At 59.3% G+C, this 19,664-nt stretch carries 14 protein-coding genes and 1 pseudogene; 5 read left to right on the top strand and 10 right to left on the bottom strand.

Annotated elements, in window-relative coordinates:
- Positions 1-8: 8 nt before the first annotated feature.
- The 3 genes from M2401_RS25275 to M2401_RS25265 form a co-directional block, all read right to left on the bottom strand.
- Positions 9-1,112 (bottom strand): NADH:flavin oxidoreductase, encoded by a 1,104-nt coding sequence (locus tag M2401_RS25275; RefSeq protein WP_259107235.1) that lies wholly within the window; start codon positions 1,110-1,112, stop codon positions 9-11.
- A 254-nt stretch (positions 1,113-1,366) separates the two neighbouring features.
- On the bottom strand, positions 1,367-1,849 hold the full coding sequence (locus M2401_RS25270; RefSeq protein ID WP_259107232.1) for a glutathione peroxidase: 483 nt from the start codon (positions 1,847-1,849) through the stop codon (positions 1,367-1,369).
- A 121-nt stretch (positions 1,850-1,970) separates the two neighbouring features.
- Positions 1,971-2,456 (bottom strand): peptidylprolyl isomerase, encoded by a 486-nt coding sequence (locus M2401_RS25265; RefSeq protein ID WP_259107230.1) that lies wholly within the window; start codon positions 2,454-2,456, stop codon positions 1,971-1,973.
- Between M2401_RS25265 and M2401_RS25260 the strand changes: the two are divergent.
- From M2401_RS25260 to M2401_RS25250, 3 genes and pseudogenes are all read left to right on the top strand, one after another.
- A pseudogene (locus M2401_RS25260) lies at positions 2,425-2,783 on the top strand (DUF3565 domain-containing protein). The gene M2401_RS25265 and the pseudogene M2401_RS25260 sit on opposite strands and share 32 nt — an antisense overlap.
- A gap of 96 nt (positions 2,784-2,879) precedes the next feature.
- The gene (gene pta / locus M2401_RS25255) at positions 2,880-4,970 is read left to right on the top strand and encodes a phosphate acetyltransferase (protein ID WP_259107228.1); all 2,091 of its coding nucleotides are present in this window, start codon (positions 2,880-2,882) and stop codon (positions 4,968-4,970) included.
- A gap of 78 nt (positions 4,971-5,048) precedes the next feature.
- On the top strand, positions 5,049-5,954 hold the full coding sequence (locus M2401_RS25250) for an acyltransferase (protein ID WP_259107226.1): 906 nt from the start codon (positions 5,049-5,051) through the stop codon (positions 5,952-5,954).
- Between the two features lie 140 nt (positions 5,955-6,094).
- On the opposite strand, the gene M2401_RS25245 is transcribed toward M2401_RS25250, so the two are convergent.
- Both M2401_RS25245 and M2401_RS25240 read right to left on the bottom strand, forming a co-directional pair.
- A complete protein-coding gene (locus tag M2401_RS25245) occupies positions 6,095-6,796 on the bottom strand; it encodes an OmpA family protein (protein ID WP_259107224.1) in 702 nt (233 codons plus the stop codon).
- Positions 6,797-6,894: 98 nt separating this feature from the next.
- Positions 6,895-7,539, bottom strand: coding sequence for an MBL fold metallo-hydrolase (locus tag M2401_RS25240; RefSeq protein ID WP_259107222.1), 645 nt, complete (start codon positions 7,537-7,539; stop codon positions 6,895-6,897).
- Positions 7,540-7,655: 116 nt separating this feature from the next.
- On the opposite strand from M2401_RS25240, the gene M2401_RS25235 reads away from it, so the two are divergent.
- Together M2401_RS25235 and M2401_RS25230 are read left to right on the top strand one after the other, a co-directional pair.
- Entirely contained in the window at positions 7,656-8,249 is a 594-nt protein-coding gene (locus tag M2401_RS25235) for an NUDIX domain-containing protein (RefSeq protein WP_259107219.1), read from the top strand.
- A gap of 412 nt (positions 8,250-8,661) precedes the next feature.
- Positions 8,662-9,858: an HD-GYP domain-containing protein gene (locus M2401_RS25230; protein ID WP_259107218.1), complete on the top strand. Its 1,197-nt coding sequence runs from the start codon at positions 8,662-8,664 to the stop codon at positions 9,856-9,858.
- An 87-nt stretch (positions 9,859-9,945) separates the two neighbouring features.
- Here M2401_RS25230 and M2401_RS25225 read toward each other — a convergent pair whose 3' ends face one another.
- The 5 genes from M2401_RS25225 to M2401_RS25205 all read right to left on the bottom strand — a co-directional run bounded on the left by M2401_RS25225 (position 9,946) and on the right by M2401_RS25205 (position 19,591).
- Positions 9,946-11,085, bottom strand: coding sequence for a transporter substrate-binding protein (locus M2401_RS25225; protein ID WP_259107215.1), 1,140 nt, complete (start codon positions 11,083-11,085; stop codon positions 9,946-9,948).
- Positions 11,086-11,251: 166 nt separating this feature from the next.
- The gene (locus M2401_RS25220) at positions 11,252-13,984 is read right to left on the bottom strand and encodes a LuxR C-terminal-related transcriptional regulator (protein WP_259107213.1); all 2,733 of its coding nucleotides are present in this window, start codon (positions 13,982-13,984) and stop codon (positions 11,252-11,254) included.
- Positions 13,985-14,229: 245 nt separating this feature from the next.
- Entirely contained in the window at positions 14,230-15,594 is a 1,365-nt protein-coding gene (locus M2401_RS25215; RefSeq protein WP_259107211.1) for a DUF1329 domain-containing protein, read from the bottom strand.
- A 31-nt stretch (positions 15,595-15,625) separates the two neighbouring features.
- On the bottom strand, positions 15,626-17,563 hold the full coding sequence (locus M2401_RS25210; protein ID WP_259107208.1) for a DUF1302 domain-containing protein: 1,938 nt from the start codon (positions 17,561-17,563) through the stop codon (positions 15,626-15,628).
- A gap of 345 nt (positions 17,564-17,908) precedes the next feature.
- Positions 17,909-19,591, bottom strand: a complete 1,683-nt coding sequence (locus M2401_RS25205) for a fatty acid--CoA ligase (RefSeq protein ID WP_259107205.1) — start codon at positions 19,589-19,591, stop codon at positions 17,909-17,911.
- Positions 19,592-19,664 lie beyond the last annotated feature (73 nt).

Raw genomic sequence — 19,664 nt, 5'->3', positions numbered from 1 at the left:
TGCCAACGTCAGACCAGGGTGGTCAGCGCTTCACGGCTGAACGGCAGGATGTCCTGCTCGCGGCCGTCACGGACCTTCACCGCCCAATCCGGATCGACCAACAGCGCACGGCCTACCGCCACCAGATCGAATTCGTTCTTGCCCAGACGCTCCAGCAGGTTTTCCAGGCTGGCCGGTTGCGCGACCTTGTCGGTGTTGACCATGAATTGCAGGAACTCGCCATCCAGGCCGACGCTGCCCACGGTGATGGTCGGCTTGCCAGTCAACTGGCGGGTCCAGCCGGCCAGGTTTAGGTCGGAACCTTCGAACTCAGGCTCCCAGAAACGGCGTGTCGAGCAGTGGAAAATGTCCACGCCAGCGTCAGACAGTGGCTTGAGGAATTCGCCCAAAGCCTCCGGGGTCTGCACCAGCCGTGCGCTGTAATCCTGCTGCTTCCACTGGGAAAAGCGGAAGATGATCGGATAGTCCGGCCCTACCGCCGCGCGTACGGCCTGGATCAGTTCGATGGCAAAGCGCGAGCGATTGGCCAGGCTGCCACCGTAACCGTCGGTGCGCTGGTTGGTACCTTCCCAGAAAAACTGGTCGACCAGATAACCGTGGGCACCGTGGATCTCCACGCCATCCATACCGATGGCCTTGGCGTCGCTGGCAGCCTGGGCAAATGAGGCGATGACCTCATCGATATCCTGCTGGGTCATGCCATGGACCAGCACCTTGCCCTCCTTGAGCTTCTCCATCGGGCCATAGGCCGGGACTTCGCCATCCGGCTCGGTGCCCAGACGGCGCACTGCGCCTACATGCCAGAGCTGCGGGACGATCTTGCCGCCTTCGCCATGCACCGCATCCACCACTTTCTTCCAGCCGGCCAACGGCGCTTCGCCGAAGAATTGCGGGACATTCGGATAACCGTTGGAAGCCTTGTGACCAACCGTGGTGCCTTCGGTGACGATCAGGCCAACGCCCGCCGCTGCGCGACGGCGGTAGTACTCGATGACCTTGGAGTTAGGCACATGGCCTGGGGAAAACGAGCGCGTCATGGGCGCCATGACCACACGGGAAGACAACTCCAGACTGCCCAGTCGAAAGGGCTGGAACAGGGCTTTTACAGGCATGGGACGCTCCTCGAAAGGTCGATTCGACAGGCGCATGGCGCCAACATAGAGGAACAGAATAAGACCGGACAAATGCGCGCAACAGCACTATTGATTAGCGTGATTGTGCTGTAGAAGCCGGTGTTGGGCCCTCTCGATGCAAGCACAATTCACGTAGGAGCTGCCGAAGGCTGCGAAGGCGGTCCATCAGATTGACCCATTCGCAGCCTTCGGCAGCTCCTACAGAATTCAGATGAGTGCAGGCAGCCGGGGAATCAGTGCAGCGCTTTCTCGATAGCCTGGATCACGCTCGGATCATCAGGTGCCGTACGTGGCGAAAAGCGCGCCAGTACCCGACCATCCTTGCCGACCAGGAATTTTTCGAAGTTCCAGGTGATATCCCCGGGAAACTCGGCGCCTTCTCCGGCCAGCAGGCGATAGAGCTGATGACGATGCGGGCCATTGACCTCGAGCTTGCTGCCCAACGGAAAGCTTACGCCGTAGTTGAGGCTGCAAAACTCCTGGATCTCGGACCCGGTGCCCGGCTCCTGCCCGGCAAACTGGTTGCACGGCAGGCCAAGGACGCTGAAGCCTTGGTCCTTGTAGGTCTGATAAAGCACTTCCAGCGCGGCATACTGAGGCGTCAGGCCGCATTTGGAAGCGACGTTGACCACCAGGACCACTTTGCCCTTGAGGGGCGTGAGCGGCAGTTCCTTGCCATCCAGAGCTTCTAGTTTGAGGTCGTGAAAAGCACTCATGGCGAACTCCCGAAAAAACCAGCAGACGAAAAAGGCGCCGCAATCAGGCTGTGCCAACGCAAGGCGTTGTAACAAAACCTGTCTGGGCGCCTCGCCAGCTAACTGAGCTTAGCAGCACAAATCAGTGGTGGTGACCGCCTTCGCCATGCACGTGACCATGAGCCATTTCTTCCTGGCTGGCATCACGAATCGAGATGACCTTGACCTTGAAGTTCAGGCGCTGACCAGCCAGGGGGTGGTTACCGTCAACGGTGACGTCATCGCCATCCAGATCGCGGATGGTGACGATCTGCATCTGGCCATCGGGCGCAGAAGCGTGGAACTGCATGCCGACTTCCAGCTCGTCGACACCTTCGAACATGCTGCGGCTCAGCGTGCTGACCAGTTCGGCGGAGTACTCGCCGTAAGCCTCTTCAGGCTCGATGGCAACGATCAGTTCATCACCAACGTCCTTGCCTTCCAGAGCCTTTTCCAGGCCTGGAATGATGTTACCTGCACCTTGCAGGTAAACCAGCGGCGCACCGCCAGCAGAACTGTCGATGACCTCACCGGCGTCGTTGGTCAGGGTATAGTCAATGGAGACAGCCTTGTTTGCGGCGATCGACATGAGGGCAAGACCTTTTGCTTGTTGATGGATAGCGAGTCAGTTTAACCAAGCCCTCGCGCGAAAGCGAACGCAACTCTGACAGACGGCCCCGACGGATATCCCATGAGCACCCTGCAAGCCCCGACCATCCTGGGTTTTCGCCAGGACGAAGACGGCCACTGGGTTGCCGTATTGTCCTGCGGCCACACCCAGCATCTGCGCCACCAGCCGCCCTGGCAATCCCGGGCCTGGGTGCTTGATCCTGGCGAACGCGCAAAAAAAATCGGCCGACGCTTTGACTGCGGTTGGTGCGCTCAGGAGCAGGATCGGGATAACCTAGGTTCATAAGGCGCCGCAACTCGACGACGTCAGAGTCTTTCTCGATTGGCCTTGGCTGGCGACTTGCCGGTCAGCCCCTTGCACTGCTCATACTGAGAAGCCCGCATGCAGACTTTCTTTATCGCCCCGACCGACTTTGGTGTGGGTTTGACCTCCATCAGCCTCGGCCTGGTACGCACCCTGGAGCGCGCCGGCCTGCAGGTCGGTTTTTTCAAGCCCATCGCCCAGCCGCACCCCGGTGATCTCGGCCCGGAACGCTCCACCGAACTGGTCGCCCGCACCCATGGCCTGAAGCCGCCCAAGCCCCTGGGCCTGGCTCATGTCGAACGGATGCTCGGCGATGGTCAGCTGGACGAGCTGCTGGAGGAGATCATCAACCTCTATCAAGAGGCGGCGGTGGGCAAGGATGTGCTGATCGTCGAAGGCATGGTCCCGACCCGTCACGCCAGTTATGCCGCCCGGGTCAACCTGCACCTGGCCAAGGCCCTGGATGCCGAGGTGATCCTGGTGTCGGCGCCGGAAAACGAAGTGCTGACCGAGCTGTCCGGGCGGGTCGAGTTGCAGGCGCAATTGTTTGGCGGCCCCAAGGATCCGAAAGTTCTCGGCGTGATCCTCAACAAAGTGCGCACGGACGAGAGCATGGAGGCCTTCGCCACGCGCCTGAAGGAGCATTCGCCGCTGCTGCGTAACGGCGATTTCCGTCTGCTCGGCTGCATTCCGTTCCAGGCCGATCTCAACGCGCCGCGCACCCGCGACGTGGCCGAACTGCTCGGCGCCCAGGTGATCAACGCTGGGGATTACGAAACCCGGCGCATGTCGAAGATCATTCTGTGCGCCCGCACCGTGCTCAATACCCTGCAACTGCTCAAACCGGGCGTGCTGGTGGTGACCCCGGCCGATCGCGACGACATCATCCTCGCTGTCAGCCTCGCCACCCTTAACGGCGTGCCCCTGGCGGGCCTGCTGTTGACCAGCGATACCATGCTCGACCCGCGCATCATGGACCTGTGCCGTGGCGCCTTGCAGGCCGGGCTGCCGGTGCTGTCGGTGAGCACCGGTTCCTACGACACCGCCAACCAGCTCAATCAGCTGAACAAGGAAATCCCCATCGATGACCGCGAGCGCGCCGAGGTCATCACCGATTTCGTCGCCAGCCACCTGGACGCCAACTGGCTGCACCAGCGTTGCGGCACACCAAGGGAACTGCGCTTGTCGCCAGCGGTATTCCGCTATCAACTGATCCAGCGCGCCCAGGCGGCCAAAAAGCGCATCGTGCTGCCCGAAGGCGCCGAGCCGTTCATGGTCCAGGCGGCGGCCATCTGCCAGGCTCGGGGTATCGCCCGTTGCGTGCTGCTGGCCAAGCCGGAAGAAGTCTACGCCGTGGCCCAGGCCCAGGGCATCGAGCTGCCGCCGGGGCTGGAGATTCTTGATCCGGACCTGATTCGTGAGCGTTATGTCGCGCCGATGGTCGAGCTGCGCAAGAGCAAGAGCCTCAACGCCCCCATGGCCGAGCAGCAACTGGAAGACCCGGTGGTGATCGGCACCATGATGCTGGCGCTGGACGAAGTCGATGGCCTGGTCTCGGGCCTGGTTCACTCCACCGCCAACACCATCCGCCCGGCCCTGCAACTGATCAAGACCGCGCCAGGCTGCACCCTGGTGTCTTCGGTGTTTTTCATGCTGTTTCCGGAGCAGGTGCTGGTCTATGGCGACTGCATCATGAACCCGCATCCAAGCGCCGCGGAACTTGCGGAAATCGCCCAGCAGAGCGCCGACTCGGCCATTGCGTTCGGCATTGCGCCACGGGTGGCGATGATCAGTTATTCCAGCGGCAATTCGGCCAGCGGCGAAGAAGTGGAGAAGGTCCGCGAAGCCACTTTGCTAGCCAAGGAAGCCCAGCGCGACCTGCTGATCGATGGGCCGCTGCAATACGATGCCGCCCACAACGAGAACGTCGCCCGGCAACTGGCGCCGGACAGCCAGGTAGCCGGTCGCGCCACGGTATTCGTGTTCCCCGACCTGAATACCGGCAACACCACCTACAAAGCCGTGCAACGCAGCGCCGATTGCGTCAGCCTCGGCCCGATGCTGCAAGGCCTGCGCAAGCCGGTGAACGATCTGCCCCGGGGCGCCCAGGTCGATGACATCGTCTACACCATCGCATTGACAGCGATTCAGGCAGACAAGCTTTCCTGACACACTTCTCACCCACAATAACAATGCCGTCGGCTCGACACCGACGGCACATGTCTTTTATCCGGAGTTCGATCCGCCATGGATTTCTTGCCAGCACCTTTGCGCGGCGTCCTCGCCTCGCTGCTTTTGGCGCTCAATACAGTGGTGTGCTGTACCCCGCTGTTTATCGTCGCGATCTTCAAGCTGTGCCTGCCCTTCCCCGCCGCCCAGCGCTTCACCGACTGGCTGATGAGTCACATTCATGAGGCCTGGATCAGCAATAACAAAGGCTGGATGAACCTGCTCGGCGGCACACGCTGGCACCTTAGTGGCCTGGAGGGGCTTGACTATCAGCAGTCTTACCTGGTGACCAGCAACCACCAGAGCTGGGTCGATATCATGGTGCTGCAATACGTGCTCAATCGCCGCATCCGCCCGCTGAAATTCTTCCTCAAGCAAGAGCTGATCTGGGTGCCGGTGATCGGTCTCGCGTGGTGGGCTCTGGGCTTTCCGTTCATGAAGCGTTACTCCAAGGCCTATCTGGAAAAACATCCGGAAAAGAAAGGCAAGGACCTGGAAACCACTCGCCGCACCTGCGACAAGTTCCGTCATAACCCGGTAGGCATCTTCAACTTCGCCGAGGGCACGCGCTTTACCCCCGGCAAGCATGCGCAACAGAAATCACCGTTGCGCTACTTGCTCAAGCCCAAAGCCGGCGGCATTGCGTTCGTACTGGATGCCATGGGCGATCAGCTGGAATCGATCATCAACGTCACCATCCACTATCCAAATGGACGCTCCGGTTACTGGGACCTGCTGTGCGGCAAGGTCAATGAAGTGGTCGTGCATTTCGAAGAAGTGCAGATTCCTGCGCAATTCATCGGCAAGAGCTACGACCAGGACGAGGCCTACCGCCTGGAATTCCAGCAGTGGATCAACCGGCTGTGGGAAGAGAAGGACCAATTGCTGGGGCAGTTGCACCAACAGTATCCAAAGAAGGGTTGATGCAAAGCTGCGGGGGGCGAATATGTGGGAGCGAATTCATTCGCGAATAGGCCGGTAGGTCCGCCGAATTTGCGTCGCCTTCAGCACCCATTTCGCGGATAAATCCGCTCCCACATCAACCTTCATGAGGCCTGCAGGCATTATTGCTGTTGGTATTGCTGCCCTGGAATCGGCTTCAGATTGACCTCTACCCGACGATTCTGCGCCCGGCCGTTGACGTCGGCGTTACTGGCAATCGGCTGATCGGGGCCGGCGCCGCGCACTGACAGGTGAGTGCCGTCGACGCCCTGGGAGGTCAGGTAAGTTGCAACGCTCTGGGCGCGCTGAACCGACAGATCCATGTTGTGCTGACGGCTGCCGGTGCTATCGGTGTAACCGACGATTTCAATGTTGTTCTGATTGAACTGGCGCAGCGATCCGGCGAGGTTATTCAGCGGCGAATAGAAGCTGCTGGCGATGGCCGAGGAGTCGGTGGCGAAGGTGATATTGCCGGGCATTATCAGTTTGATCTGGTCGCCCTGACGCTGCACTTCGACGCCGGTATTGGCCATGCTGGCACGCAATGCGGCTTCCTGTTTGTCAGCGTAATAGCCGTAACCGGCAGCACCGGCACCGACCACGGCAGCGCCGATCAGGGCGCCCTTGCCACGGTTGTTGTGATCGATCGCGGCACCGGCAATGGCACCCGCCAGCGCACCCAGACCACCGTATTTGGCAGTTTTGCTCATGCCTGTGGAGTTTTGCGCCTGGCCCTGATTGTCGTAAGGATTAGGCGATGCGCAGCCGGATAGCAGGGCAACAGCGGTAGCAACAATAATCAAACGACGGGAAGTAAAAAACATGAACGGCTCCTGACTCTACTGGCACAGGGCTAAAGCCCAATACCGGAATTAGAGCATTGAAGCCGTCAAAAATTCCTTAACACCGCCTGAACAATTCCCTACGCGCGGATGAAAGGATTTTCACGCATCTCGTCGCCCAATCGCGTATCAGGACCATGCCCTGCCACTACGGTCGCATCTTCATCAAGGGTATACAGCCGCTGTTTGATCGAACGCACGAGGGTCGCCTGATCCCCGCCCCACAAATCGGTCCGCCCGACCCCGCGACGAAACAGCGTGTCACCGGCAATCAACAATTTGGCCTCGGCAAACCAGAAACTCATCGACCCCGGCGTATGCCCTGGCGTATGAATCGCCACGCCGCAGCCGCAGGCCAATTCCTCGTCATCGGCCAGCCAGCGATCCGGGGACGGCACGGGAACATAAGGCACGCGAAACATCTGACATTGCATCTCGAGGTTGTCCCACAGGAACTGATCCTCCTCGTGCAGATGCAGCGTCGCCCCGGTCTTCTCCTTCAGTTGCCCTGATGCCAGGAAATGATCCAGATGCGCATGGGTATGAATGATGCTAACTACCTTCAACCCCAACGCCTCCAGCCGCGCGAGGATCAACTCATGATTGCCGCCCGGATCGACCACGATGGCCTGTCTGGTGACGGGGTCGCCGATGATGGTGCAGTTGCACTGCAAAGGGCCGACGGGGAAGGTTTCGCGGATCAGGGTGGGATTTATAGGGTTCATCAGGTGTCCTGGGGCAACTTTTTGCGATTCAGAAGCGAAGATTGACGCCAACTGCCCTGACCTTTCAAGGCGCAGTATGATCAAAGCACTGTTCACTGCCCGCCAAAGGACCCGCCATGCAAGACAGCCCGATTCGTATCACCGCCGAAGAAACCCTCTCGGACAACTGGTACCTGCTGAAGAAATACAGCTTCGACCTGCGCCGCCGCGATGGCAGTTGGCAAGCGCAGACGCGGGAGGTGTATGACCGTGGCAACGGCGCGACGATCCTGCTGTATAACCTTGCGCAACGCACGGTGCTGCTGATCCGGCAGTTTCGCATGCCGACTTTCGTCAACGGCCACAGCGGCTATCTGATCGAGTCCGCCGCCGGGCTGCTGGACAATGCCAGCCCTGAAGAACGCATTCGCCTTGAGGCAGAAGAAGAAACCGGTTATCGGATCGGCGCCATCGAGAAGATTTTCGAGGCGTTCATGAGCCCGGGCTCCGTCACCGAGCGCATCCATTTCTTCATTGGCCAGTACCAACCGGGCGATCGCATCAATAGCGGTGGCGGTCTGGCCGAGGAAGGCGAGGATATCGAAGTGCTGGAACTGGGTTTCGACGAAGCCATCGCCATGATCGGCAGCGGCGATATCGTCGACGGCAAGACCATCATGCTGCTGCAATATCTGCAACTACGGCTGGTCAATCACGCTCATGGAGGCTGAAGTCTCAACTTGCTCTTGAGCCAAACAATTCATTAGGTCGCTACGGAGTTTGCTCTAACCGGTCAACCGTAGCGGCAACGCGATCAAGACCGCGTCTTATTTAAACTAAAACACCGCTATTGCCGGACGGCTATAACATCAATAATTTGACGTCAAAACAGATACATTATTAAGCATTTGATTTTGATAAAAAATAAATATTCACAGCGCTTCACTTATCGCTATAAAACTTCGTGTTTTTTTCACAGGCCGCCCCTTATACTGGCACTACGCAACCAGTGCAGCGGGCTTGGCCTTCAAGGTGGAACCATATGGCGATAGGACATTTTCACATCGCTTATCACTCAGTGCATAGCCCGATGATTGCAGTACTGCTTGCCAGTCAGTCAATACGTTCAGCGAGCATGCAGTCATGCTAAAAAAAATCCGCGTCTCCGAACTTGCTCTGGGTATGTATATCCACGAATTTTGCCGCCCATGGGCAAACGATCCGTTCTGGATAAAGCACGTTGAAGTTGAACTGCAAGATGTTGAAGTACTTAAGCTTATTCAACAGTCCACTACCAAAGAAGTATGGATTGATACCGCCCGGGGCAAACGCCCTGATGAGTGCTGCGGCTCGCAGGACGGGCTGCAGGGCGATGACGTAGTTGATACCGAACCGACCACGCTGGACGAAGAAATCAACCGCGCTCAGGAGATCTGCAACAAGGCCAAGACGGCGGTCATGGGCATGTTCACTGACGCGCGCATGGGCCGGGCGATGGACATGGAAGATGTGGCCTTGCTGGTCGGGGAAATTTCCAACTCGATCATGCGCCATCCCCACGCCTTGATCAGTCTGTCTCGCCTGAAGAATTCCGACGAGTACACCTACATGCATTCGGTCGCGGTGTGCGCGCTGATGATTGCCCTGGCCAGACGCATGGGCATGAGTGAGGATCAGGTGCGCGAAGCAGGTGCCGCCGGGCTGCTGCATGACGTCGGCAAAATGATGATTCCGATAGAAATTCTCAACAAGCCGGGCAGCCTGACCCGGGAGGAATTCCTGGCGATGAAGAAGCATCCCGAAGAGGGTCTGAAAATCCTCCAGGAAAATCGCCATGTCATCCCGTCAGTGATGGACGTCTGCCTGCACCATCACGAAAAAGTCGACGGTTCCGGTTACCCCCACGGCCTCGCCGGGGAAGAAATCAGCCTGCTGTCACGCATGGGCGCGGTCTGCGACGTGTACGACGCGGTGACCTCCGAGCGCCCCTACAAAAAGGGCTGGGGCGCGGCGCATTCGATTCGTGAGATGGCGACCTGGAAAGGTCACTTCGATGAGAAGGTCTTTCAGAGCTTCGTCAAAACGGTGGGGATCTACCCGATCGGCGCCCTGGTACGGCTGGAAAGCGGTCGCCTGGGCGTGGTGGTCGAACAGAATGACACCTCGCTGTTGCTGCCCAAGGTCAAAGTCTTCATGTCGGCGCTGACCCGCAAGCAACTGGAACCCAAGGTGATCAACCTGGCGAGCCAGTATGATCGCGATCCGATTGTGCGCATCGAGTCTCCTGATGATTGGGGTATCAGCAACATCGATGAGATCTGGTGCAAGAAAAAACTTTGACCCTCATGGAATGATCGCAAGGCAAGGATGCTTTACCCCCCTCCCCGCAATGCCTCCCTCAAATACCTATAAATTTGCAGTCCGCTGTCACCTGACCCGCAACCAATGCGGCTCCCGGGCAGGATCACGCAGTCGATAAAACTCGCTCAGGTCGTTGCTGGTCAAGTAGGGGCTGGGGGCAAGCGGCTGTGCTTCGCTATGCAGACGCAAGAAGCGCCCCTGATGCAATTCCGCAATATGGCACGGCAACGGGCTGTGGCCATTGCGCGGGGAAAATTTCAGCTGCCCCAGCACGGTGTCCTCGGCGTGTTCACAGAGATAACGACGAACGCCCACCGGCTCATCGCTGCCCAAATGTTGCAAGGCACTCGCCAACAGATGCATCGCGACGTAGCTGCTGACGTAGTAGTGAGAGCAGGCGACAGCGCCGTGCAATTGTTGCTGATGCACGCAGAAAGCCAGGTCGACGTCCTCGAAAAAAGTCCCGGACGACAATAAGCGCAGGCAGCGCAGCTCGCCAATGGCATCCGCCTCGGCTTCGCTCAGACTGCAACTGAGTACCGGAAAACTCAGGCCATTGGCCTGGCAGGCCTGATCCAGCTGTCGCAGAAAAGCGCTAGCTGAATCACCGAGTAAATTGTTGAGGATGAACGAAGGTCGTTCACTGATGATTTTCGCCACGACATCGCCGAATTGGGTCGCGCCCAGGCTGGCGCATTGTTCGAACACCACCTCGGCGCAGGCAGCATTCATTGCCTCAACGGCAATACGATTGTATTCCCACCCCCAAATGGAATTGGCGCCCAGCAATACTCCCCGTTTGCCGAAGTGCTCCAGGGCATAGCGCAGCAACGGCAGCAGAGTCTGGTTCGGGCAGGCACCGAGATAGATCACTTGCTCGCTGCTCTCAAAGCCCTCGTAGGGGCTGCCGTACCAGAGCAGGCCATCACGACGCTCAAGGGCGCCCATGATTTCCTTGCGCCCGGCCGAAGTCGTGCCACCGAAGATATGCCGCACACCATCCTGCAGCAACGCCTGGGCGCCCTGGCGATAGCGATGCAGAAAACCCTGGGGATTGAACGCGTGGGCACGCAAGGAGAAGTCAAGTTGCGGATCATTATTGATTTCGGCCAAGGCCTGCTGGGCGCCGGACAGAGCCGCGAGCCCAAGGCGCTTGTAGCCGCCATCAGTGGAAAACAGTAAGCCTACGTCGAAGGTGCAGCGCATATGATCGACTCCAGAAAAACCTGACGACTGGAGCCCGGTCAGGTTTTGCTTAACGATGGCAATCCGTGCAGGAAAATCATTCGCGTACCCCAGAGACACTAGCTCATGCACTAAAGGTTGGCGTAGAAAATTTGCCTGTTCTCGCAGGAAAATTGCGCTCGTTCTGTCAGCCCAGCAAACCCATCTCCTGGGCGCGCGCCACGGCCTGGGTACGTCGCTCGACGCCCAGCTTACTGTTGATGTGACTGGCGTGGGTTTTCACCGTGTGCAGAGAAATAAACAGCTGTTCACTGATCTCCTGATTCGAGCAACCCTGGGCAATCAGCTGCAGCACTGACAGCTCCCGGGCACTGAGGTTATCCGCCTGATCACCGATTTCCCGGGCTACCGCCAGGGTAACCGGCAGCCTTTGCATCAGGGCATCGCGCACCGGGCAAGGCGCCCGCACCAGCAGCATTTCTTTTACCCACAGGGGATGGCGCTCGATCAGCTCCTCGAAGGGCGACAAGGTTCCGCCCATGGCGGCCTGCAGGCATTGGCTGAACAGATCCCGGGCCAGGCCTTCGTCGGGAGTGCCCATCAGCGAAAGGATCTGCTGATTCAGGACGATCAGGCGCATCAGTTGGCTGTCAGCCTTTTGCGCGCACAGTTCCAGGGCTTGCAGGCGTTCGACCGAGGCCTGGTTTTTACCTTGAATACGCTCAAGCACGGCGCGCTGCACGTCAATGAGATACGGCAGATGCGGCAAACATTCGGGCGCGGTGGCCGCCTGGTCGCCGCTGTAGGTCTGCGCCAGACGTACCAGCCAGGCCTCGGCCAGGTCGATGCGATCCTGGGCCAGCCATAGCTCGCATTTGACCAGGGTGATCATCGCCAGGTAGTAGATCGGCGGCACATCCCAGATATGCATCAGGCGCTCGGCTTCACCCAGCTCGGCAAAGGCCGCAGCAAAGCGCCCGGCCCGACCTTCAAGCCCGGCGATCACACAATGGGCAATCAACACGCTGATATCGCGACAGGCGCGAGCCTCACTCAGTCCGGCCAATAGCCGCTCACGACCGGCCTCGGTTTGCAGGCGCGTGGTCAGCAGATAGCCTTCGTAACAGGTCAACCGCGCGCGGATGGCATACAGGCGTTGCGCCGACAAGCCTTTGAGACGTTGCAGTCCCTGGCGGACTTCCTCAAGGGCACGCAGCGTTTCGCCCCGGGCCTGCAACACCCGGGCACGGTCGTAATGGGCCAGGGCTTCGAACAGCGGATTGGCCACGCGCTGGGCCAGCTCCAGAGCATCGCGGTTCAACGCCCTCGCCCGCCACAGATCGCCTTCGGTCACCGCCAGATTGGCCAGGGTCGACAGGCACATCAGGCGTTGGCCGTAACGCAGATTGGGCAGGCTGGACAGGGCTTCACTGCAATAACGCTGCGCCTTGTCCCGCTCACCACGCCCACGGGCAATGATGCCGCTCAGGGCCAGCCACTGTGCCAGCATGGACTTCTGTGCGGTGGCCGATGGCGCGGGCAGGAAGCGGCTCAAGTGCGCGCTCAACTCTTCGGCGGCGTCGAGCTGGCAGGCCAGACCCAGGGCCCAGGAATAGAGCACGATCAGCCGTGGTGTGCTGATCAGCAGGCTGTCAGGCAAGTCCATCTTCCAGCGCAGCAGCAGACCGATATTCTGCTCAGCCAGCAGTTTTTCTTCCGACAGGTTCTGCACCAGATTCGCCGCCACATCCACATGTCCGGCACGCAAGGCCTGCTCCACTGCCTCGTCGAGCAACCCTTGCTCACTGAACCAGCGACAGGCGTTCAGATGCAGGCGGCGCTGCTGCGGCCCTACCGTCTGAGTCGCCCGCGCCCGCAGCAGGTCGGAGAACAAATGGTGATAGCGGAACCAGCGACCGTGTTCATCCAGTGGCACGAGAAACACTTGATGGGCCTGCAAATAGCCGAGCATCGACACGCTGTCGTGACTATCCCGGGCGGCGTTGCACAATTCGGCGCAGAAGCGTTCGAGGCACGCGGTTTCATAAAGGAAGGCCTGCACATCGGTGGGCAGGCAATCGATGACTTCTTCAAGCAGGTAGTCGCGGATCAGCGCCTCGCCACCATGCAGCGCTTGGGGCAAGGTGTTGTCCCCCGCCTCGGATGCGGCCAATAACCAGAAGCGCAGCCCGGCCACCCAACCTTCGCTGCGCTGGATCAGGGTGTGTAGCGCTTCGCCGTTGAGGGCGCTGCCCTGTTGATCGAGCACCGCCAGGGATTCGGCGTGGGTCAGGCGCAGGTCTTGTTCATTGAGTTCGAGCAATTGCCGGGACAGGCGCAGACGAGCCAAGTGCCAGTCCGGTCGCTGGCGGCTGGTGACCATCACCACCAGTGCGCTTGGTAAATGATTGAGGAAAAATTGCAGGCAACGGTCAAGCACCGGGCCTTGCGCCAGATGGTAGTCATCGAGCACCACTAAAACCGGGCTGCCGGGAATCAGGTGCAGCGCCAGTTCGTCCAGCAAACCGTCGAGCCATTCTTCGAAGGCGAAGGGCTGGTGACGCTGACGCATTTTCAACAGGCCCAGGGCCTGGCCACCCAATTGCGGAAAGAATTGTTGCAGACCGGCCAGCAGGCGTTCGAGGAAGCGGCCCGGATCACTGTCGCGTTGACTCAAACCCAGCCACAGGCTCTGCCATTGTCGGGGCAGCCCTTCGCAGAATTCGACTGCCAATGAGCTTTTGCCAAACCCTGCCGGGGCACTGATCAGCAGCAGGCGCCCGGACAATCCGGCGTGCAGCCGCTCGCACAACCGGGCACGGGCAACATAGCCGTCCGGCAGCGGGGGTCGAAAGAATCGCCCTTCCAACGCAGGCACTACGTTGTCTGCGAATCCTTGCAAACGGGACAAATCACTCATAGCCGGCTCTTGTTATTCGAAAGTGCTATTTATCGGCGTTGCGGATGTCCCGAGACTAGCGGTTAAGCAAGGGGTTTTGTAGGCGGTTTCCTAAAAGTCTGTAACAAAATCCCCACAATCATCGAAAAGAATATACGGCCATAGCCGGGCGCATACACAAACGCCCCGACGAGTCGGGGCGTTTGTGTGGAGTTCAATGCGCAGTGGCTGTGATCAACGGCGCACGTTCAACGATGGATCAACTGTCAGCGCACACCCTCCTGACGCAGGGAGTTAGGCTGGAAGTCGCTGATGGTGGCGGTGAAGCCGAAGTCATAAGCGCGCTTCTCTTCGTTCTTCATGCCCAGTGCCAGGTAACGGCCAGACTGCAGGTCGTAGATGGCTTCCAGGGCGTACCACGGTACTTGCTTGTCGTAGTAGTTCTCGGCGTAGGCCTCGGACACACGCCACAGCTGGTTGCGACCGTCGTATTGGTCAATCACTGCTGCCTGCCAGGTGTCTTCGTCGATGAAGAAGTCACGCTTGGCGTAGATATGACGCTGACCTTCCTTCAGGGTCGCAGTCACGTGCCAGACACGACGCAACTCATAGCGCGCCAGATCCTGATTGAGGTGACCGGCCTTGATGATATCGGTGTACTTCAGTTTCGGATCGTCGAGCTTGTAGTTGTTGGAAGCAATGTACATTTCTTGCTTGCCGATCAGCTTCCAGTCGTAACGATCCGGAGCACCGTTGTACATGTCCAGGTTGTCGGAGGTGCGCAGGCCGTCCGCCGCAGTACCCGGCCCGTCATAGGACACTTGCGGAGCGCGACGTACACGACGCTGACCGGCGTTGTAGACCCACGCAGCCCGTGGTTCTTTCACCTGGTCGAGGGTTTCGTGCACCAGCAGCACACTGCCGGCCAGACGCGATGGCGCGGTCACTTCCTGCTTGAAGTAGAACAGGATGTTGCCAGGGTTCTTCGGATCGAAATCCTTCATTTTGTCGCGGAAAACGAACGAGTCGCTGAAATACACCGGGTTGAACGAACCGTTGGTCTGTGGCGTCGCCTGGGTTACCAGACGGCTGACGCTACCACCACGATAACGGGTGATGTGGTTCCAGATGACTTCGGTACCGTCCTTCGGAATCGGGAAGGGCACGGCGGTTTCGAAGTTTTCCAGACCGTTGCCGCCGCCCACCAGATTGGTGTTGGTGGCGTTGCGTTTGATCGCCGCGAACACATCGGCAGGCACGGTGGCGCCGCGGTGGGACGGATAGACCGGCATCTTGAAGGTGTCCGGATATCGCTTGAACATCGCGTATTGGCCCGGCGCCAGCTTTTCCTTGTACTTGTCGACGTTCTGCGCAGTGATGATGAACAGCGGTTGCTCACTGGCGTACGGATTGGCGAGGAAGCCTTTGCTGTCCACCGCTCCGGCATTGGTCGCCAGCGGGGTCCAGGCCGGGATCGACTTGTCGGCATTGCCGGCCATTTCCGCGCCCATTGGCGTCAGGCTGGTGCCCAGTTTTGCTGCGTCACTGGCAGAGACCGCCGCCATCACACCTGTCGCCAACAGAGACAGACTCAATACGCCTACTTGTAACAGGCTCTTTGTTGTTTTCATTTTCATATGTCGTCCTGAAAAAGCCGTGTTCTTAGAAGTTCATGCCAACGCTGAGCGCAACGAAGTCGCGGTCATCCACGGTGGTGTATTTGCCATCGAAGAAGTTGGTGTAGGAAAGGCTCGCGGTGTAGGTGTTCTGGTATTCGGCATCCAGACCCAGGCTGATAGCCTTGCGACCTTCCTCGAAGTTGCCGCCAGGACCTGGCGAGTAACCGCTCACGTCATGAGACCAGGCCACGCTTGGCTTGAGGTTCACACCAGCGAAAACGCTGTTGTAGTCCCAGATCGCCCGGGCGCGATAGCCCCAGGAGTCGGTGGTGGTGAAGCCGTCGTTTTCGCAGTAGCGGCTGAGGTTGTTCAGCGGTGCGCCAGCCAGGGTGCTGGCGTTGAGCGTGGTGCACTGGCCATTAGGCAATGGGCCAGGGCCATAGCTCGGGTCACGCCCGTAACGCAGTTTGGAAGTGCTTTCCAGGCCGCCGACGTGGGTCCAGCCCACCTCGCCGACTACAGTCAGACGCTCGGCACCCATGACTTGGTCGAAGAAGTGAGTGAAGGTGGTTTGCAGTTGGCTGACTTCCTTGCGGCGGTAGCCTTTCTGATCCTGCCCCGGCGTGCCTTGCAGCAGGGAGACGCTGGAGTTCAGCGGGCTCAGGCCGGAGTACAGGATGTCAGTGGTGTTGAGCTGTACCGGTGCGTTCGGACGGTAGCTGAATTCACCGCTCCACGCCGTACCGGTAGGCAGGGTGGTGGAGAAGCTCAGGCCATACAGATGGATGTCTTCAGGGTATTCGACGTAGTAGCTGGAGTTGGCGGCAACGACCACTGGCAGAAGGGTCGGCGCCAGGGCCGTCGCGGTTGCCTGTGGAATGCCGTTGCGCACTAGCGAACCGACCAGGCCGGAAGCGCTGTAGGCACTGGCCGGACCGCCTTTGCCGCTGAAAATAGGCGCACGGCTGTGATAGTTCATGGCGTAGGCACCGAATTCGGTGTCCAGCGGCTCGAAGTTGTAGTGAAACGCGACGCCGAACTGGCCGCTGTCCCGGGCATCACGATCCGGGCCGCGCTTGACGATGGCGCCCTCGTCCGGGTTGCCGAAGTTCACGCCTTGCTGGCCCAGGGAGTTGAGCACGGCACCACGCGCCGTGGCAGGCAGACCGGCGGCCTGCAGAGAGCTGTTCAGGCCGCTGCGGCTGCGCAATACCGCCAGGTTGTTGCTGCAACCGTCAGCAATTACGTCTGGCTGCGAGAAGAAAGTGCCGCAGTTGTCGACCACTGTCTGGTCCCATTCCAGCTGGTAGAAACCTTCAGCGGAAAGGTTCTGGGTCAGGCTTTGCGACAGATAGAACATATTGACCGGAATCAAGCCTTCCTTGATTTCCGCGCCAGGCCGGCGGAACGCTGAAACGTCGACCGGGTTGATGCTGTTGATACCGCCCTGGATGAAGGTACTTTCACCCCAACTGACGACCTGCTTACCAAAACGTACCGACCCCGGCTCATCGCCGATGGAGTAGTTGTGGTAGACGAAGGCGTCGAGGATCTGCCCGCCAGACGACTTGGCGCCCTCTTTGCGGTTGGAATTGCTGATGTCCTTGAACTCGCGGCTCTCGTCCTGGAGCTCGAAGTCATACCAGTACTTGCCCCGGATAAACACGCCGGTATCACCGTACTTCAGCTCGAGATCGTGAATGCCCTTGAAGATCTTCGAGAAGGTTTCGCCGCTCTTGAAGTTCAGGTGGCCATCATCGGAAGTCTGCGACAGGCCGTGGCCGCCGTTGTTGGAACCGATGAGGTTTTTGTTCGGGCTTTGCGTGGACCAACTGGCGCCCAGCGACAGCGACGAGTCGAAATTACCCTCGATTTCCCCGATGTTGAATGAGATGCCGAACGCGGGACCTGCGAGCGTAGAAGCGAGGCTGACGGCCAAAGGCAGTTTCGCCCGGCGCCAGAACTGGTTTGTTGATGTCATCGACGCTACTCCATGTGCTTTTATTTTTATGGCAGTGAGTACTTGCAGAGCGCCCCGGCCTTCAACTTCTGCTCCTGCCGGGTACGTCCCGCGTCTCGCAGCCTAAGGAGGCCGCCATACAAGCGCGGGTCGTTTAACGCTCTGGTTGTCCTGTGCCGACTATAGCCAGCAGGCTGAACTGCTTGATCCCTCTAAAGTGTGATTTGCAGCGTGAAAACCGTCTGGAATGGCTATTTGCCCTGTATTTCCAACAGGTGCAGGGAGGATGGCTTAATTTTCTGATTTGGCAAGCAACGCGCCCGCCAGAGCGGCCCGCCGTACGGCAGCAGCTCGGCGGGCCAGGGCTTAGAGCGTGGAGAGAAAGGTGCTGTTAGTGCTTTGCCATTCGATGATGTCCAGGCGGATGCGCTTCTTGTCGAGCTTGCCTACGCTGGTCTTGGGAATTTCAGTAACAAGGGCAATCTGGTGGGGGATCGCCCATTTATTGATATGCCCCAACTCGACGAAAGGCTTGAGGTGCTCCTTCAAGTCCCGGGCATCGATGGTCTGCCCCTCATGGGCGACCAGCAGCGCAAAGGGTCGCTCGCCCCACTGCGGATCGGCAATACCCACCACGGCCACTTCGCGCACCGCCGGATGGCGACTGCACAGGTCTTCCAGGGCCAGGGAAGAAATCCATTCACCGCCGGTCTTGATCACATCCTTGATGCGGTCGCGGATATCGATAAAGCCCATGCTGTCCAGGGTGGCGACGTCTCCAGTGTGCAGCCAGCCACCCTTCCAGAGTTCGGCGCCCTTTTCCGGCTCGCGGTAATAACCTTCGGTCAGCCACGGGGCGCGCAGTACCAGTTCGCCCTGGGACTCGCCGTCGGCCGGGAGGAAGTTGCCCTGCTCGTCGACCACCGCCGCTTCGACCAGCATGCCCGGCACGCCTGCCTTGATACGGTAACTGATGCGTTCGTCTTCGGTGCCCGCCATCAACTCGTCGTTCAAGTGCGCCACCGACACCAGCGGCCCGGTTTCCGACATGCCATAAGCCGCCGTCAACTGGATACCCTTGGCCTTGGCCGCTTCGTACAACGAACGATTGAGGGAGCTGCCGCCGATAATGATCTTCCAGCCGCCAAAATCGACGTCCTTGGCGGCCTTGGCGTTGAGCACCATTTGCATGATGGTCGGCACGCAATGGGAGAAGGTCACCTTCTCCTTGCGCCACAATTCCACCAACAGTTCCGGGTCATAACGGCCGGGATAGACCTGCTTGAGACCGAGCATGGTCGCCGCATACGGCACGCCCCAGGCATGCACATGGAACATCGGCGTAATCGGCATGTAGACGTCGTTGGTGCCGAGCAGACGCACGCTGTCGATGCAGCCCATGATCGCTGCCACGCCCATGGTGTGCAGCACCAGTTGCCGATGGCTGAAGTACACACCCTTGGGATTGCCCGTGGTACCGGTGGTGTAAAAGGTGGTGGCGACGGAGTTCTCGTCGAAATCCTCGAACTCGTATTCCGGGCTCGCCGCCGCCAGCAGGGTCTCGTACTCGCCGACCAGATTGGGCAGCTCGGCGGTCTTTTCCGGCAGGTCGGTCAGCAGCAGGGTCTTCTCCACCGTGGTCAGGTTTGGCGCAATCGCCTGATACAGCCCGACGAAATCGCTGTTGACCAAGACAAAGCGGTCTTCAGCGTGATTCATGGTGTAGAGGATCTGCTCCGGGGACAGGCGCACGTTGACCTTGTGCACCACCGCGCCAATCATCGGGATGGCAAACATGCACTCCAGGTAACGGTGGCTGTCCCAGTCCATGACTGCCACGGTATCCCCGGCCTTGACCCCGGCATTGGTCAACACATTGGCCAGGCGCGCAACGCGCTCGACCAGGGTCGGATAGGTGTAGCGCAATTGATCCCTGTAGACGATTTCGCGTGTCTTTTCGTAGCGACTGCCGGACATCAATAGCCGTTTGATCAACAGAGGGTATTGGTAGGCGCCATCAGCGGGCGGAATAACGCGAGTCTGCAACATAAGAATCCCTTTTCGTGGTGCACAGGCTTGGCCGAAAAAATATGCACTCTAGAGCCCTCGCCCGCCAGCCAAA

Source organism: Pseudomonas sp. JUb42, assembly GCF_024807945.1.
In the GTDB taxonomy this organism is placed as follows: Bacteria; Pseudomonadota; Gammaproteobacteria; order Pseudomonadales; family Pseudomonadaceae; genus Aquipseudomonas.
This window is presented reverse-complemented; position numbering and strand designations above follow the sequence as displayed.

Coding starts and splice junctions, on each gene's coding strand:
- M2401_RS25275 (WP_259107235.1), bottom strand. CDS start 1,112: ATGCCTGTAAAAGCCCTGTTCCAGCCCTTTCGACTGGGCAGTCTGGAG.
- M2401_RS25270 (WP_259107232.1), bottom strand. CDS start 1,849: ATGAGTGCTTTTCACGACCTCAAACTAGAAGCTCTGGATGGCAAGGAA.
- M2401_RS25265 (WP_259107230.1), bottom strand. CDS start 2,456: ATGTCGATCGCCGCAAACAAGGCTGTCTCCATTGACTATACCCTGACC.
- pta (WP_259107228.1), top strand. CDS start 2,880: ATGCAGACTTTCTTTATCGCCCCGACCGACTTTGGTGTGGGTTTGACC.
- M2401_RS25250 (WP_259107226.1), top strand. CDS start 5,049: ATGGATTTCTTGCCAGCACCTTTGCGCGGCGTCCTCGCCTCGCTGCTT.
- M2401_RS25245 (WP_259107224.1), bottom strand. CDS start 6,796: ATGTTTTTTACTTCCCGTCGTTTGATTATTGTTGCTACCGCTGTTGCC.
- M2401_RS25240 (WP_259107222.1), bottom strand. CDS start 7,539: ATGAACCCTATAAATCCCACCCTGATCCGCGAAACCTTCCCCGTCGGC.
- M2401_RS25235 (WP_259107219.1), top strand. CDS start 7,656: ATGCAAGACAGCCCGATTCGTATCACCGCCGAAGAAACCCTCTCGGAC.
- M2401_RS25230 (WP_259107218.1), top strand. CDS start 8,662: ATGCTAAAAAAAATCCGCGTCTCCGAACTTGCTCTGGGTATGTATATC.
- M2401_RS25225 (WP_259107215.1), bottom strand. CDS start 11,085: ATGCGCTGCACCTTCGACGTAGGCTTACTGTTTTCCACTGATGGCGGC.
- M2401_RS25220 (WP_259107213.1), bottom strand. CDS start 13,984: ATGAGTGATTTGTCCCGTTTGCAAGGATTCGCAGACAACGTAGTGCCT.
- M2401_RS25215 (WP_259107211.1), bottom strand. CDS start 15,594: ATGAAAACAACAAAGAGCCTGTTACAAGTAGGCGTATTGAGTCTGTCT.
- M2401_RS25210 (WP_259107208.1), bottom strand. CDS start 17,563: ATGACATCAACAAACCAGTTCTGGCGCCGGGCGAAACTGCCTTTGGCC.
- M2401_RS25205 (WP_259107205.1), bottom strand. CDS start 19,591: ATGTTGCAGACTCGCGTTATTCCGCCCGCTGATGGCGCCTACCAATAC.